9 protein-coding genes are annotated in these 14545 nt (G+C 72.2%); 3 read left to right on the forward strand and 6 right to left on the reverse strand.

Translation table 11 applies throughout. The annotated features are described in order from the left end of the window. Nucleotides 1-10: 10 nt before the first annotated feature. From ACZ4YL_RS10945 to ACZ4YL_RS10955, 3 genes are all read left to right on the forward strand, one after another. A complete protein-coding gene (locus ACZ4YL_RS10945) occupies nucleotides 11-2743 on the forward strand; it encodes a cation-translocating P-type ATPase (protein ID WP_468115465.1) in 2733 nt (910 codons plus the stop codon). 13 nt (nucleotides 2744-2756) lie between these two features. After that, the gene (locus tag ACZ4YL_RS10950) at nucleotides 2757-4532 is read left to right on the forward strand and encodes a SulP family inorganic anion transporter (protein WP_468115466.1); all 1776 of its coding nucleotides are present in this window, start codon (nucleotides 2757-2759) and stop codon (nucleotides 4530-4532) included. Nucleotides 4533-4593: 61 nt separating this feature from the next. Continuing rightward, on the forward strand, nucleotides 4594-6273 hold the full coding sequence (locus tag ACZ4YL_RS10955; protein WP_468115468.1) for an alpha/beta hydrolase: 1680 nt from the start codon (nucleotides 4594-4596) through the stop codon (nucleotides 6271-6273). Nucleotides 6274-6290: 17 nt separating this feature from the next. Here ACZ4YL_RS10955 and ACZ4YL_RS10960 read toward each other — a convergent pair whose 3' ends face one another. From ACZ4YL_RS10960 to ACZ4YL_RS10985, 6 genes are all read right to left on the reverse strand, one after another. Continuing rightward, nucleotides 6291-7037: a lysostaphin resistance A-like protein gene (locus tag ACZ4YL_RS10960; protein WP_468115470.1), complete on the reverse strand. Its 747-nt coding sequence runs from the start codon at nucleotides 7035-7037 to the stop codon at nucleotides 6291-6293. 260 nt (nucleotides 7038-7297) lie between these two features. Next, on the reverse strand, nucleotides 7298-7807 hold the full coding sequence (locus ACZ4YL_RS10965) for a nucleoside deaminase (protein WP_468115472.1): 510 nt from the start codon (nucleotides 7805-7807) through the stop codon (nucleotides 7298-7300). A gap of 800 nt (nucleotides 7808-8607) precedes the next feature. Then, nucleotides 8608-9591: a hypothetical protein gene (locus tag ACZ4YL_RS10970; protein ID WP_468115473.1), complete on the reverse strand. Its 984-nt coding sequence runs from the start codon at nucleotides 9589-9591 to the stop codon at nucleotides 8608-8610. Continuing rightward, nucleotides 9588-11600: a ferritin-like domain-containing protein gene (locus ACZ4YL_RS10975; protein ID WP_468115475.1), complete on the reverse strand. Its 2013-nt coding sequence runs from the start codon at nucleotides 11598-11600 to the stop codon at nucleotides 9588-9590. The genes ACZ4YL_RS10970 and ACZ4YL_RS10975 overlap by 4 nt, the downstream gene beginning before the upstream one ends. A gap of 36 nt (nucleotides 11601-11636) precedes the next feature. After that, entirely contained in the window at nucleotides 11637-13097 is a 1461-nt protein-coding gene (locus ACZ4YL_RS10980; protein WP_468115477.1) for a radical SAM protein, read from the reverse strand. After that, nucleotides 13094-14506: a hypothetical protein gene (locus tag ACZ4YL_RS10985; RefSeq protein ID WP_468115479.1), complete on the reverse strand. Its 1413-nt coding sequence runs from the start codon at nucleotides 14504-14506 to the stop codon at nucleotides 13094-13096. The genes ACZ4YL_RS10980 and ACZ4YL_RS10985 overlap by 4 nt, the downstream gene beginning before the upstream one ends. Between the last annotated feature and the right edge of the window lie 39 nt (nucleotides 14507-14545).

A 14545-nucleotide genomic window follows, 5' to 3' on the forward strand; every position in this document is an offset into this window, starting at 1 on the left:
AGGCACAACCATGACGGTGCGGTCGGATTCCGTGGCGGAACCGCCCCGGGCTGCCGGGGACGGCTGGTACGCGCGCTCCCCCGAGGAGGTCGTGGCGGCGTTCGATGTCGATCCCGCGGCCGGCCTGTCCGCGGCGCGGGCCGCGGAACTCCTGGCCGCGCACGGCCCCAACGCCCTGCCCGAGGAGCAGCGCACACCGGCCTGGCGCCGCTTCCTCGCCCAGTACCGCAGTTACATGCAGATCGTCCTGGTGGCCGCGGCGATCGTCTCGCTGGTCATCCAGGAGTGGACCACCGCGATCCTGCTGATCGCACTGACGCTGCTGAACGCGGTCGTGGGCCTGCGCCAGGAGGGCAAGGCCGAGAGCGCCATGAACGCGCTGAAGTCGATGATGAAGGCGACGGCCCGGGTGCGCAGGGACGGCAGGGAGGCCGAGATCCCCGCCGAATTGCTGGTCGACGGTGATGTCGTGCTCATCTCCGCCGGGGACCAGGTGCCGGCGGACGGACGTCTCATCGAGGCCAGCGCCCTGCAGATCGACGAGTCGGCGCTGACCGGTGAGAGCGTTCCCGCCGCGAAGGAGACCGGCCCGCTGCAGGGCAGCCGGCTGTCGCCCGGCGACCGGACCAACACGGCGTTCATGAACACCCCGGTCACCCACGGCAGCGGCCTCATGATCGTCACCGCGACCGGCGCGGACACCGAGCTCGGCAAGATCTCCGGGATGCTGTCGGCCACCGAGAAGGAAGTGCCGCCGCTCACCAGGGAGCTCGACCGGCTGACCCTGTGGATCACGGGGGCGGCGGGCCTCACCATGATCGTGATGTTCGCCCTGGGACGCCAGCGGGACCAGGCCTGGGACGTGCTGTTCGTCAGCGCGGTCTCACTGGCCATCGCGGCCATCCCCGAGGCCCTGCCGACCGTGACCCAGGCGATCCTGTCCGTGGGGAGCCTGAACCTGGCGAAGCGGAACGCCATCGTCAAGGAACTGCCGTCGGTGGAGACGCTGGCGTTCACGTCGGCGATCAACTCGGACAAGACCGGCACCCTGACGATGAACCAGATGACCGCCGTCGAAGTGCTGAGCCCCACCGACCGGTACACCGTGTCGGGCACGGGCTACGGACTCGCGGGGAAGGTCCATCACGCCGCCGGGTCCGCCGCGGGGATCGAGGACGCGATCCTGCCGTACGTGGTGGCCAGCGACGCCAAGCTGGTGGGCGGTGAGGTGGTGGGCGATCCGACCGAGGGGGCGCTGCTGGTGCTCGCGCACAAGGCCGGCCTGGACACCGACGCCACCAGGGACGCCCTCCCCCGGCTCGCCACCTTGCCGTTCGACCCCGAGTACAAGCTGATGGCCACCTTCCACTCGGCGGTCGACGCCTCCGGGCGGCAGGTCGTGCGCTGCTTCGTCAAAGGAGCGGCCCCTGCGGTGATGGCCCGGGCCGCCACCGCGCTCGCGGCGGGCGAGACCGTCCCGTGGGACGCCGGTCTGCTCCGCCGGGCCGAGGAGCAGAGCGAGCGGATGGGCGGCGAGGGGCGGCGGGTGATGGCGGCGGCCATGCGTGACCTGGACCCGGACGGCTTCGATCCGGAGGGCGACCTGCTCGCGTACGTCACCGGGCTGCGGATGACGAGTCTCGTCGGCATGGTCGATCCGCCCCGTGAGGAGGCCAGGGCCGCGGTGGCCGGCGCGCAGGCGGCGCACATCCGGGTCCGCCTGGTGACCGGGGACGACGTCACCACCGGGGCGGCGATCGCCCGGCAGATCGGGATCCCCGGCGAGGCCGTTCTCGGCTCCGATTTCGCCGCCATGAGCGAGGAGGAGCAGCTCGCCCGCATCGAGGGGATCGGTGTGGTGGGGCGGGTCGCCCCGGAGCACAAGGTGCTGCTCGCGAACACGCTGAAGAAGAAGGGCGAGGTCGTGGCGATGACCGGGGACGGCGTCAACGACGCTCCCGCCATCAAGGCCGCCGACATCGGTATCGCCATGGGCAGCGGCACGGACGTGGCCAAGAACGCCGGCCGCATGATCCTCTCCGACGACAACTTCGCCACCATCGTCTACGCCGTCGAGCAGGGCCGGACGATCTACGACAACCTCACCAAGTACATCCGGTTCGTCCTGCTCCTGCTGGTCACGTTCGTGCTGACGTTCCTCGGGGCGACCGTCTTCAACATCGCCGCCGGCGAGCCGTTCACCCCGCCGCAGGTGCTGTGGATCCACTTCGTCGTCAACGCCTCCTTCGGCTTCGCGCTCGGCTTCGACCGGGAGAGCGCCGGGCTCATGCGGCGCCGGCCGCGTCCGCGCGGAGAATCGGTGCTCACCCGTCCCGTGCTGGTCACCGTCGGGCTCGGCGGGCTGGCGATCACCGTCCTCCTGCTCGGCCTGATCACGCTCGGCGAAAGGCACTTCGGCGACGTCGAGATCGGCCGGTCGATCGCGTTCACGGCCTTCTCCCTGTGCCTGATCGTGGCGGCGTTCGAGTGCCGCAGCGAGACGGATTCCGTGCTGACGACGTCCACGTTCGACAGCAAGCAGATGAACTGGGTCGCCCTGGCCCAGTTCGTGCTCTCCGTGCTGGTGACCCAGATGGACGGCTTCCAGCGTGTCCTCGGGACGACCGAGATCGACGCGCGGCAGTTCGGCTGGGCGCTGCTGGCCGCCGTCGCACTCCTGCTCGTATGGGAACTCGGCAAGCTCGTGGCCCGCCGGTCCAGGGCCGCGTCGAGGACCGCGTGAGGAAGGCCGTTCCGTGACCACCCGGCACGACGGCCACAGGGTGCTCTCCCGCTTCCGGGCGGTTCCCGGGATCCGCGCGGTGTCGTCCTACCGGCGCGAGTGGCTGCCCAAGGACCTGGTCGCGGGAGTCGTCCTGACGACGCTGCTGGTGCCGCAGGGCATGGCCTACGCCGAGCTGGCGGGCCTGCCGGCCATCACCGGCCTGTACACGACGATCCTCTGCATGCTCGGGTACGCGGTGTTCGGGCCGTCCCGGATCCTGGTGCTGGGCCCGGACTCCTCGCTGGGTCCGATGATCGCCGCCACCGTGCTGCCCCTGGTGGCGGCCGACGGGGATCCCGACCGGGCCGTCGCGCTGGCGTCGATGCTCGCGGTCATGGTGGCGGCCATCATGATCCTGGCCTCGGTGGCGAAGCTCGGCTTCATCGCCGACCTGATCTCCAAACCGACGATGATCGGCTACATGAACGGCCTGGCCCTGACCATCCTCATCGGCCAGCTCCCCAAGCTGCTCGGCTTCAAGGTCGAGGCGGACAACCTGATCGGCGAGTGTGCCGGCGTCGTGCGGGAGATCGCCGACGGGGCGGTGGTACCGGCCGCCGCGGCCGTGGGCCTCGGCGGGATCGCCCTGATCCTGGTCCTGCAGCGCTTCCTGCCGAAGGTTCCCGCGGTGCTCGTGATGGTGGTCCTGGCGATCGGCGCGGCCGCCGTCTTCGACCTGGACGAGCACGGCGTGGGCCTGGTCGGGGTACTGCCCGAGGGCTTCCCGCCGTTCACCCTCCCCGAGGTGGGGCTCGCCGACCTCGCGCCGCTGCTCGGCGGTGCGCTGGGCATCGCCCTGGTGTCGCTGGCCGACACCATCTCCAACGCGTCCGCCTTCGCGGCCCGCACCGGCCAGGAGGTCCGCGGCAACCAGGAGATGGCGGGCGTCGGTGCGGCCAACCTGGCGGCCGCGCTCTTCCAGGGCTTCCCCGTCAGCAGCAGCGGCTCCCGGACGGCGGTGGCGGAGCGGGCGGGGGCCCGGAGCCAGCTCACCGGGGTCGTCGGGGCGGCGCTCATCGTCCTCATGCTCGTGGTGGCTCCGGGTCTGTTCCGCAACCTCCCCCAGCCGGCCCTCGCGGCCGTGGTCATCACCGCGTCATTGTCCCTCGCGGACGTCCCGGGGGCCGTCCGGCTCTGGCGGCAGCGCCGGGCGGAGTTCCTGCTCTGCTTCGCGGCCTTCGCCGGCGTGGCCCTGCTCGGCGTGCTGCCCGGCATCGCCATCGCCGTGGCCCTGTCCGTACTCAACGTCTTCCGGCGCGCCTGGTGGCCGTACGACACCGTGCTGGGGCGGGTCGGGGGGCTGGAGGGCTACCACGACACCCGCTCGTACCCGCACTCCGAGCACCTGCCGGGCCTGGTGATCTACCGGTTCGACGCCCCGCTCATCTTCGCCAACGCCAAGACCTTCCGGGACGAGGTCAGGCGGCTGGCCGGGGCGGATCCGCGGCCGAGCTGGATCGTCGTCGCGGCGGAGCCGATGACGGACGTGGACACCACCGCCGCCGACATCCTGGAGGAGCTCGACGAGGCGCTCAACGCGGCCGGTGTGCACCTCGTGTTCGCCGAGCTCAAGGACCCGGTGCGGCGGAAGATCGAGCGGTACGAACTCACCCGGACCATCGACCCCCGGCACTTCTTCCCCACCGTGGAGGCCGCGGTCGCCGCCTTCCGGCTGCGCACCGGAGCGCAGTGGTCCGCACCGGGCCCCGACGGGACCGCCGGTCCCCCGCCCGCCGGCCCGAAATGACGGCCCGCGCCCCGGATGGCACGACCGGCGGAGCCAGGGCACCATGGCCGTGGAGGACGCCATGAGCCAGGATCCGCCGGTACCTCCCGCGCAGGACGAGCCGGGACGCAGACACCGCCTGCAGCCCCGCCTGACACTGCCCGGCTGCTGGGGCGCGCTCCTCCTGGCCTGTCTGTCCTTCACCCCGTCACTGCTCCCCCGTGGCGGCGTACTCCAGGGCTTGGTCTGCGGCATCAGCGCGGCCATCGGCTACGGGCTGGGCGTGGTCGCCGCCTACGTGTGGCGCGCCTTCGCCGACCGGGACGCGCGCAGCCCCTCGCGCCGGTCGTGGCTCGTCCTGATCGTCAGTGCGGTCGTGCTCTTCGGCGTCTCCTTCGGGCTCGGCCAGTACTGGCAGCACGAGATCCGCCGGCTCATGGACGTCACCGACTACAACGCCCTCGCCACCGTCGCCTGCCCCTTCGTCGCCGCCCTCGTCTTCCTGCTCCTGCTCCTGGCCGGGCGGGGGCTCCGGGCCCTGTACCACCGGGCCGCCGACCTGCTCGGGCGCTGGATCGGCAGGCGGGCGGCGCGGGTGGTCGGCTGGCTCCTGGTGGCGGGCCTGGCGTGGGCCGCGTTCTCCGGGCTGCTGCTGAGCAGCTTCGTGAACGCGTCCAACGAGGCCTTCTCGCTGCGTGACACGGAGACCCCGGAAGGCGTGCACCAGCCCACGTCGGCGCTGCGCTCGGGCGGGCCCGGCTCGCTGGTGCCGTGGGACTCACTGGGCCGGGAGGGCCGGGCGTTCGCCGACGGAGGGCCCTCGGCCCAGGAGATCGGCGCGTTCACCCACCGTACGGCGCAGGAGCCCATCCGCGCCTACGCCGGGCTGGAGACCTCCGACGACACGGAGACCCGGGCGGCCCGGGCGGTCGCGGACCTCGAACGGGCGGGCGGCTTCACACGCGAGAACCTGCTCGTGATGACCACCACGGGCAGCGGCTGGGTCGATCCCGCCGCTGTGGACTCGTTCGAGTACCTGGGCAACGGCGACGCGGCCAGCGTGGCGATCCAGTACTCGTACCTGCCGTCGTGGATGTCGTACCTGGTGGACCAGTCCAAGGCGCGCGAGGCCGGCCGTGATCTCTTCGACGCGGTCTACGACAAATGGTCCAAGCTGCCCCCGGACCAGCGCCCGCGCCTGTTCGTGGCGGGTGAGAGCCTGGGGTCGTTCGGCGGCGAGACGGCCTTCAGCGGGGAGGCCGACCTGCGCAACCGCACCGCCGGCACCGTGTTCGCCGGCCCGCCCAACTTCAACACGCTGTTCCGCGAGTTCAGCGACGACCGCGACGCCGGCAGTCCCGAGATCGAACCCGTCTACCGGGAGGGGCGGACCGTCCGGTTCACCGACGACCCGGCCACCGGGACCCCTCCGGCGGACCGGCCGTGGGACGGTCCGCGGGTGCTCTACCTGATGCACCCGTCCGACCCGATCGTCTGGTGGAGCCCGAGCCTGGCTCTCACCGAGCCCGACTGGATCGGGGAGCGGCCCGGCTCGGACGTGCTCGAATCCATGGTCTGGATTCCGTTCGTGACCTTCTGGCAGGTCACCGCCGACCTGCCGTTCTCGACCGGCGTACCGGACGGCCACGGCCACACGTACAAGGCCGCGTACGTCGACGCCTGGAACGATGTCATGCGGCCCGGCGGATTCACCGCACAGGACCTGAACGAGCTGAAGGGCATCGTCTCGCCGCAGAACTGAGCCCACCCCGCCGCCGGTCAGCGCAGCAGGTACCCGACGAGGTAGCCGAAGGCGTTGACCGCCCAGTGCAGGCCCATGGGAGCCAGCAGGCTGCCGCTGCGGCGGCGCAGTTCGCAGAACAGGACGCCGGCCGCCGCCGTGAACAGCACGGCCCCCAGCACCGCCAGCACGGACCCCAGCCCGGAGTCGCCGACGACCGAGTTCACGGCCGGTTTCGCGGTCGCCAGGTGCAGCGACGGCAGCACGTGCCACAGCCCGAACAGCAGACTCGACACGGCGGTCGCCCAGACCGCCCCGCGGACGCGGTCCACGAGGCCGTAGAGCACGCCACGGAAGGCGATCTCCTCCACCAGGACCGTGCCGACGGGCACCAGCACGAACGCGCGGAGCATCACCTCGCCCCCGTCCATCGCCTCGTACCGCCGGTCCTCGAACAGCCCCCTGGTGGCCGGCAGCAGGGCCCCGGCCAGGTAGACGACACCGACCAGACCGATCAGGACCAGCGCCCAACGGGCGCCGCGGGCCAGCGTGCCCCGGGCCAGACCCGCGTCCGCGAGGGTTCCGCCGGCCCAGCGGAGCACACCGAGGAGCAGGCCGCTGACCACGACGGCCGTCACCAGGCTCCACAGGCCCGTCCAGCGGTGCAGGGCCAGGTTGGCGGCGACGAGGACGGCCACCGTGACTCCCACGGCCGGCCAGGTACCGATGCGTCGCGGGAGCCGAGGGTGTCGCCGCCCGGCGTCATCGGCGGTGCTGCGGGGCATGCGAACCCACCTCGGTCATGACGACAGGTCAGTCGGGTTCATCTTGCACGCTCGGCCGTCGGCAACGGGGCAGCGCCGCCGACCGGTCCCGGAACGCGTCACGGCGGCCCCCACCGGTGACGACCGGGCGGCGGACGACGCTGTCGATCCGGCGCCCGGCTCGCGGGGTGTTCACTGCCGTCCGTGCACGTTCACCTGGTGTTGCGGTGCCGGAAAGCTCCGGCGGCCACAGTGGTCCGGTCGGTTCGTGAACCGCTGCCTCAGTAGTCGATGCGGTCGGTCTTGGCCACCCACGCGTCGAACGGCGCCGTACGGTGGGGCAGGTCCAGGTGCTCGATCGCCAACGGCCACTTCGACGCGGGCTGCTTTTCGAACAGGTCGTAGAACTTGCGGTCGTCGAAACCGGCCACCGCGGCGTCGTGCCGGTCGGCGGAGAAGACGATCCGGTCGACCCGCGCCCACAGCGCCGAGGAAAGGCACATCGGACACGGTTCGCACGAGGTCACCAGGACGCAGCCTTCGAGCGAGAAGGTGTCCAGCTCCTTGCAGGCGGCACGCATCGCGGTCACCTCGGCGTGGGCGGTCGGGTCCAGGGTGGAGGTGACCTGGTTGTTCCCGATCGCCACGATCTCGCCGCCCTTGGCGACCAGGGCGCCGAACGGCCCGCCGCCGTTCGCCACGCTGTTCGTGGCCAGTCTGATCGCCTCGTCCAGCCAGGTGCGCTTGAGGTCCTGGATGTTCGCTTCTTGGGTGTGCGCGGTCACGGTCACTCCTTGGGAGACGGTGGGGGATTTCCCTGGTGTTCTGCCCGTGCGGGACATGGACCAGGGGCGACAGGTGGGTCTCGCGGGTGCCGCTCCGGGGGCCGGTGTCCGGGGATCGGCGCGGTCGGCGGTACCCGCGGGAGATCGCTACGGCTGAACGCCGGCGATGTGCTCCGGTGCGACCGGGGTGCGGGCCAGGACGGTGACGCCTGGATCGAGCCAGGCCATGGCGAGCAGCCGGACGGACAACGTCTCGCTCAAGGCTCCCTCTCCCCCGCTTCGTTGCATCGTGTGTGAAGGAGTACACAGGCAACCGGGCGGAGTCAGGCAGGGACGGAAGACATGAAAACGTACGCTGGCTGAAACCTACTCTTCGTGCAGATCTACAAAACCCCTTCCCGGGGTGTGACATGACCTCTGGTCAATAATCCAGAGGACCGCTGCGGAAGCGAACCTTCCTGATGAGCGCCGCAGTTGACTCCGGGGTCCCGGCCGGCCCGGCCGGTGCGGGCGAAGCGGAACGCCCGCGCGGCCCCCTCGGTGAGCGCACGCTTCCTGGCCACCGGGCGCCGGGAGGTCTCCGCCCCCTGCTTCTCGCGGCCTCTTCCGGACGGAAACGGAAGGTCCCGGCGGACGCCCGGCCACCCCCTGGACATCCAGGACGAGGATCTCCTTCCGGGAATCCGCGAGCGGCGGTACGTCGAGCTCCCGGGCCCCAGGCGTGCCGGGCGTGCCAGGTAGAACGCGGACCGGTACGGGCGCCGGGCATTGCGCAGCACCCGGCGCCGAACGCTTGGCTCTCCCGCTCAGCGGCAGGCGTCGATCTCGTGATGCCATGCGGGGGACGGGAAAGCCTGCGGATAGAGCCGGGCGCACGTGGCCAGGTGGGCACTGAAGGCCGTGCGCAGGCGGCCCGCGTAGTGGGCGCACAAGGCCTGCGGGGACGTTCCGGTGGCCGCGGCGTGGATGACCGCCGTAGCGAGGACGGCCGTCCGCAGGGCCTGGGCCGTGCCGGTGCCGCTGAGCGGGTCGTAGCGGATGGCGCCCGCACCGACCAGGAGCCGCCCGGGGGTGTGCGGGGTCGGGGCGGTCGCCAGGGTGCGGTGGAGGCGGGGGGCGGCCGGCAGCGAGACGGCGGCGGCCGGTGCCCGCAGGAGCCGGGGGGCCAGGGCGGATCCGGCGAGCAGGCGGCTCAGCAGGTTCTCGGGGTGGGCGGCGGGACCCGGGATCATGGCCTGGAGCAGAGCACTCCCGTCACCCAGTGGAGTGAGGTGGAGCCAGGCGAGTTCGGTGCAGGCGAGGCGGGCGGTGGTGTCGTCCTGGCCGGGTGCGAGGGCCGCTTCACCGGCCAGCAGCCGACGGCGGCCGGCCGTCCACCGGTCGTCGGGGTGGGAGGCGGCCGTGACCGTCCACTGCGGTACGCCGCCTCCCCCGGGTTCTCCGGCGACGGCGTCCGGATGGTGTGCGGCGAGGCGGTCGAGCAGCCGGGCCGCCAGCTGGGCCCCGTCCAGCACCACGGCCGGCGCTCCGGTGCGGGGGCCGGCCGGACCGGTGCCCCAGCAGGCCCGCCGGTGGGTCAGTCCATGGGTGACGAGGCCCAGTTCGTCCGGGCTGCCGATGCCCCACAGGGAGTGGAGCAGGGCCAGGGTGGATTCGCCCAGCAGGAGCGGCCGCCGGCCCCCGTCCGGGCGCGGCCGGAGCCGGACCCGGTGGCCCCGTGCGGCGAGGAGCCAGGCGCAGGTGACTTCGGCCAGCCCGGAACCGGCGATCTCGACGTCGGCCCGGCTCATCGCACGCTGAAGGCGGCGATCAGGGCGTCTGTGTCGGCCTGATGACGGGTCATCATGGCGCGCACCCCGTCGACGGCGAGGGCGTTGATGCTCTGCCGTACCGCGCCGGAAGCCCGTGCGGCGGCCAGGGCGGCCTGGCCGTCGGCGAGGTCCGGGCCGGGTGCCCGTGCGGGAACCGGCGCAGGAGTCGGAGCGGGCCCGGACGCGGGCGCGATCGCCTGCTCGCCGGCGGGTACGGGCGCCACGGGGAGCTTGGTGAAGCGGGGTGCGACGCCGCGTGACGCGAGGAGGTGGTTGAGCTCGTGGAGGTTGAACATCGTCCGGCGGGCCTGTTCGATCAGCACCCCGCCCGCGGTGTCGCCCCGTTTCAGCGTGGCCTCCAAGGCGCCCAGCAGCATGGTGTAGTTCAGCGCCGACAGTTCGACCAGCTGGACGTCCAGCGCAGTGCCCGGATCGGTGCTCAGCGGCCGGAGGTAGTCGTCGGGGGAAAGCTCCGCGAGGTGCTCCTTGACGGCGGTGAAGCGGCGGTAGTGGTCGTTGCCCTCGTCGATGATGAGCTTGATGAGGTGCGCCAGCCGGTCCGCCTCCGGGAAGAGTTCCGGGCAGCGGACGATGGTCTCGTGCAGCTTGACGTACATCCCGTCGATGCCCTGCGGGTCGGCGGTCACCGCGCTGGGGCGCTCCACGGCGATGAACCAGTCCAGTTGTTCGGGCGTGAGCGGCTTCAGCTCGAAGCGCAGGCCCGTCTGGAGCTGGATGACGGTGTCGGGCCGGGGCGGTTCGAGGCGCAGTGGCCGGCCGAGTGTGCCGAGCATCTCGTTGACCCATCTCAGGTGGCGCATCTCGTCCACCGCGACGGAGAACACCTCCGCGGCGGCCGCGTAGATCTTCCGGGTGCGCGCCCCCTGGGGTGTGGCCGGGTCGTGCACGGCCGGATCGAGGACGGGCGGGGCGTTCAGGGAGTAGTGCGCGTAGAGGTATTCGAGGCAGAGCGCGTGCTCGACGCAGGCGAGGCGTTCCAGCTCCCGGATCACCTTCGCTCGCGTCATCGGCTGGAGGCCGGACCAGTCCGGAAGCTGCATGCTGTCGTCCTCGCGGCCGTTGAGGACGACGGGGAGCACGTTCCAGTTCGCGATCAGGGCGGGGTGGTCGAGCTCCTTGGCGGCCCGGCCCCGGATCGTGGGGATGTCGGGCTCGGGCGGGTTGGTGGTGCGGTCGCGGCGCTGGAAGTTGAGGTTGCGGTGCACTCCGTCGGAGCTGGTGGAGATGTCCGGCTTGGAGGCGGCCCAGTAGTAGCAGCCGCATTCGCGGAAGTCGTACTGCCAGGGCGCGCAGAGACTCCGGGTGAGGTCGCCGGCCTGGTACACGTCGGGGTCGATGACCCCGTCCGGGTCGAGGTAGCGGGCCCGGTCGGCGACCAGGATCGCCCATTCCAGTACTCCGTCCGCGTCGAACTGCACCTCGCTCCGGTTGTCCGTCCGCCAGCGGTTGAGGCCGCCGTCCGGCACCCAGAACGCCCCCGGGGAGGTGCTGCCCGGGGTGCGGCCGAGGACGATGGCGACCCGGCCCGGGAGCAGGTCGTGCACCCGGCGCCACAGTTCCAGGCCGGTCCGCTCGGTCGCGTGGAACACGGGCGCGTCCTGCTCCTCCTGATCCACGGTGGTGCGCCCGCAGACGGCCCACAGGTAGAGCGGCCGTGGGTCCTGCGGCGTTCCCGTGTCCAGATCGGCGTCGGTGATGCCCTGGTCGGCGGCGACTCCGCCGGTGACGGCCAGCACCCGCGATCCGCTTGCGTGGTGGAAGTCGACCGTCAGGCCGGGGAAGAACGCCTTCTCCAGGTTGCGCTGGTCGAATTCCAGGCCGGGGAAGCAGTTGTCGACACCGCTCTCCGGGCGGGAGCCGGACGGGTTGCCGCGGACCACGTGGTCGGCCCGTGCGGTGAGGTTGCGGGGGAAGATCTTCCCCTCGGGTACGGGGAGGTCGACGCTGCCGGGAGTGGGGTCGTTCATGGCGGCTCCTTCGGCCGGATGGGGCAGGGGCGCGGGTCAGCGGGCCAGGGCAGCCGGATCCCCCGGGAGGTCGGATGCGGTCGGATTCCGGAAGAACTCCGGTGCGGCCTGCGAGAGTTCGACGTAGGCGCGCAGGCAGAAGGCCAGCCAGCCGCGGATGTAGTCGCAGCCGGTCCGGCCGCGCCGGGTGACCTCGTGGTAGCAGCCGCCGCCGCACAGGTAGCGGGCCCAGCAGGACCGGCAGGGCTCGGCCCGGTCCACGTGGCGGGCCGCCAGGTGGGCCGCTCTGGCCCCCTGATCGGGTCCCTGGGTCAGCGAGCCCATGGCGAAGGCCGGGTCGTCGACTAGCCGGTGGCAGGCGTAGAGACCGCCCTCGGCGGAGGCACTGAGGTATCCGGCGCCGGCGCCACAGGGGTACGGGCGATGGCCGCCCGTGTGCAGTTCGTACATCGCCGTCTGGAAGTTGCCGAAGGGGTACGGGCGGCCCGCCGTCAGCTCGCGCAGCGCCGCTTGCCCGCACTCGACCATCTGTTCAAGGAATCCGGTGAAGGCGTCGTGGCCGATCTCGTACGCGGGGTCCGGGGCGCTCACCACCGCGGCGAAGCCGACCTCGTCGAAGCCGAGGCCGATGCCGTGCTCCAGGATGCCGAGCAGCCGCCCGGTGTACGGGGTGACGCTCACCCGGGCCGAGAGATGGCGCGGCCTTCCGTGCCGCTCCAGCACCTCCATCCCGGCCCGCAGCCGGTCGTACGCGCTGCCCCCGCCCGGGGCCCGGCGCAGTGCGTCGTGGCCGGCCCGGTCGCCGTCCAGGCTGACGGCCACGGTGAACGGGTGGGCGGCGAACAGTTCCGCGTCCGCCGGCCGGACCGTGGTGAGGTTGGTGGTGAGCGCGAAGCGGACGGCGTGCCCGGTGGCGGCTCCGGCCCGGGTCGCGTACGTGACGACCTCGTGCACCAGGTCGCGGGCGAGCAGGGGTTCACCGCCCATGAACCCGACCACCACCGCGGCCCCCGGCGCGGCCTCCGTGAGGAGCCGGTCCACGGCGGCGTACGCGGTCTCGCGGGGCATGGCCCGGGCGGAGCCGCCGAACCGGCCCTCGTCGGCGTAGCAGTGGCCGCAGCTGAGGTTGCAGGCCTGCATCACGTTGAGCGACAGGGAGGACAGTGGTGGTACGGCGGCCGGGGTACCGTCGATGCGAGGGGCCGGCAGGCCCGCCCCGCCCCAGAGCGGCAGGCCCAGCCCGGCGGCGAGGGCGGCGTCCTGGGCCGGGTCGTGGGCGGCGGCCGTCCACCGTTCCAGGCGGTCCGCGGTCTCCTCCGGGAGGTCGTAGATCCGGCTGCCGTCGGCGACGAACAGGTGGGCTCCGTGGGCGCTGCGGAACACCCTGGTCTCGGCGGCGAGGCCGGGCGGCCCGCCCCCGGTGCCCGTTTCCGGATCCGGTTCGGCCTGCGGTTTCCGTTCCGGCGGCCGTCGGCCGATCTGTAGCAGTACGCTCATGTCCCCTCCTCGACCTGATCGCGCAGCGATCCGGCCCACGCCACCAGAAGGTCGTACTGGCGGCGGGTCAGGTGCATGGGGAAGGCGTCGGATCCCCGCACCGCGACCGGCATCCGGCGGTCGTACCAGACGTCTTCGGACCCCGGCTCCCTGATGGCCCGTTCGATGAGTCCGGGCTGTTCGCGGAACATGTCCTCCAGGGCCTCCAGCGCGACGAAGCGGCGGTGCCGGCGGCGGCCGCGTTCGGTGAGCGCGAGGATCACCCCGAGCAGGGGTTCGGGCGGGCCGAAGGTGCGGGCCCGGGCCGGGCCGGTGGGGAGGCCGAGGTCCTCGGCCGTGCTCTCGTTCTCCAGCGTCGCCCGTTCGTTCTGCGCGTCGACGTTGACGGCGTCCATGGCCTCCAGCACCCGTTCGAACAGGTCGCGCACCTCCAGCGCGGTCAGTTGCGGGTGCGCGGCGATGTAGTCGGGGTCGCGGACCTCCCCGCGCTTGACCCGGTCCGCCAGGCCGTCGGCCAGGGAGGTGAAGGGTCTGCGGTCGGGTGCGAAATCGGGCGGGGTGACGACGATCCGCGCGCGTGCCGACAGGCCGCCCGGCAGGGTGACGGTGACCAGGCCGTCGCACACGTCGTCGACCAGTCCGAGGCTCGTCTCGCCGTCCTCCTCCCGCGAGCCGGCGAACAGCCCTCCGGGAACCGTCCGCGGATCGTCCTCGCCGGTGAACTCGCACCATCGCGCGTCCGGGGAGAGGAACAGGTGCTCGGCCGGCAGGACGAACCGCTGGGAGCGCGCCGGAAGGTTCGTGGGGCCGTACACCGCTCCGGTGGCGGGTGTGAAACGCAACCGGAGTTCGGGAAACCGGTGGTCGGGCCTGGGTACCTGGACGGACCCGAGCGGTACGTGCCGCCCGGCCGGGACCAGCGGCCGGTCGGCCCCCTGCGGCGATCGCCCCTCCAGCGGCTTGCGCCGGTGGTCGTCACCAGCCAGCTCCACACCGGCCTCGATCCGGTCGCCCGGCGAGAGGGTGCAGTGGTGCGCTTTCAGATTGGCGACCTCCACCTCCCAGTGCACGCCCGCGAGTTCCGTGCCGGCGGCGGCCAGCACATCGGTGGTGAGCGGGCCGGTGTGCCGCTCCCCGTCGGCCGTCCACGTGCCGTGCACCTCGAAGAAGGGGCAGAGCGGACGGAAGCCGTCGGCGTCCTTGAACCGGACGCGGTCCCCCTCGGGCTCCCGTTCCGTCAGGGTCCCGTCCTCGGCTACGTCGAGGGAGGGGCGGGGCTCGACGACGGTCTTGCCGGTGCCGCCCGGCGTCAGGTCGCTCATTCCCCACCGGTAGTTGTCGCAGGGCACGGGGGACGGGCCCAGCCGGGCGAAGGCGAGCGGTGGATGGAGCCAGATCTGTTCGATCACTGTGAGTCTCTGTTTCCTTCCAGGAGTCCGGGGATCCGA

The sequence above is a fragment of the Streptomyces sp. NPDC030021 genome (assembly GCF_055574035.1).

Coding starts and splice junctions, on each gene's coding strand:
- ACZ4YL_RS10945 (WP_468115465.1), top strand. CDS start 11: ATGACGGTGCGGTCGGATTCCGTGGCGGAACCGCCCCGGGCTGCCGGG.
- ACZ4YL_RS10955 (WP_468115468.1), top strand. CDS start 4,594: ATGAGCCAGGATCCGCCGGTACCTCCCGCGCAGGACGAGCCGGGACGC.
- ACZ4YL_RS10960 (WP_468115470.1), bottom strand. CDS start 7,037: ATGCCCCGCAGCACCGCCGATGACGCCGGGCGGCGACACCCTCGGCTC.
- ACZ4YL_RS10970 (WP_468115473.1), bottom strand. CDS start 9,591: ATGAGCCGGGCCGACGTCGAGATCGCCGGTTCCGGGCTGGCCGAAGTC.
- ACZ4YL_RS10975 (WP_468115475.1), bottom strand. CDS start 11,600: ATGAACGACCCCACTCCCGGCAGCGTCGACCTCCCCGTACCCGAGGGG.
- ACZ4YL_RS10980 (WP_468115477.1), bottom strand. CDS start 13,097: ATGAGCGTACTGCTACAGATCGGCCGACGGCCGCCGGAACGGAAACCG.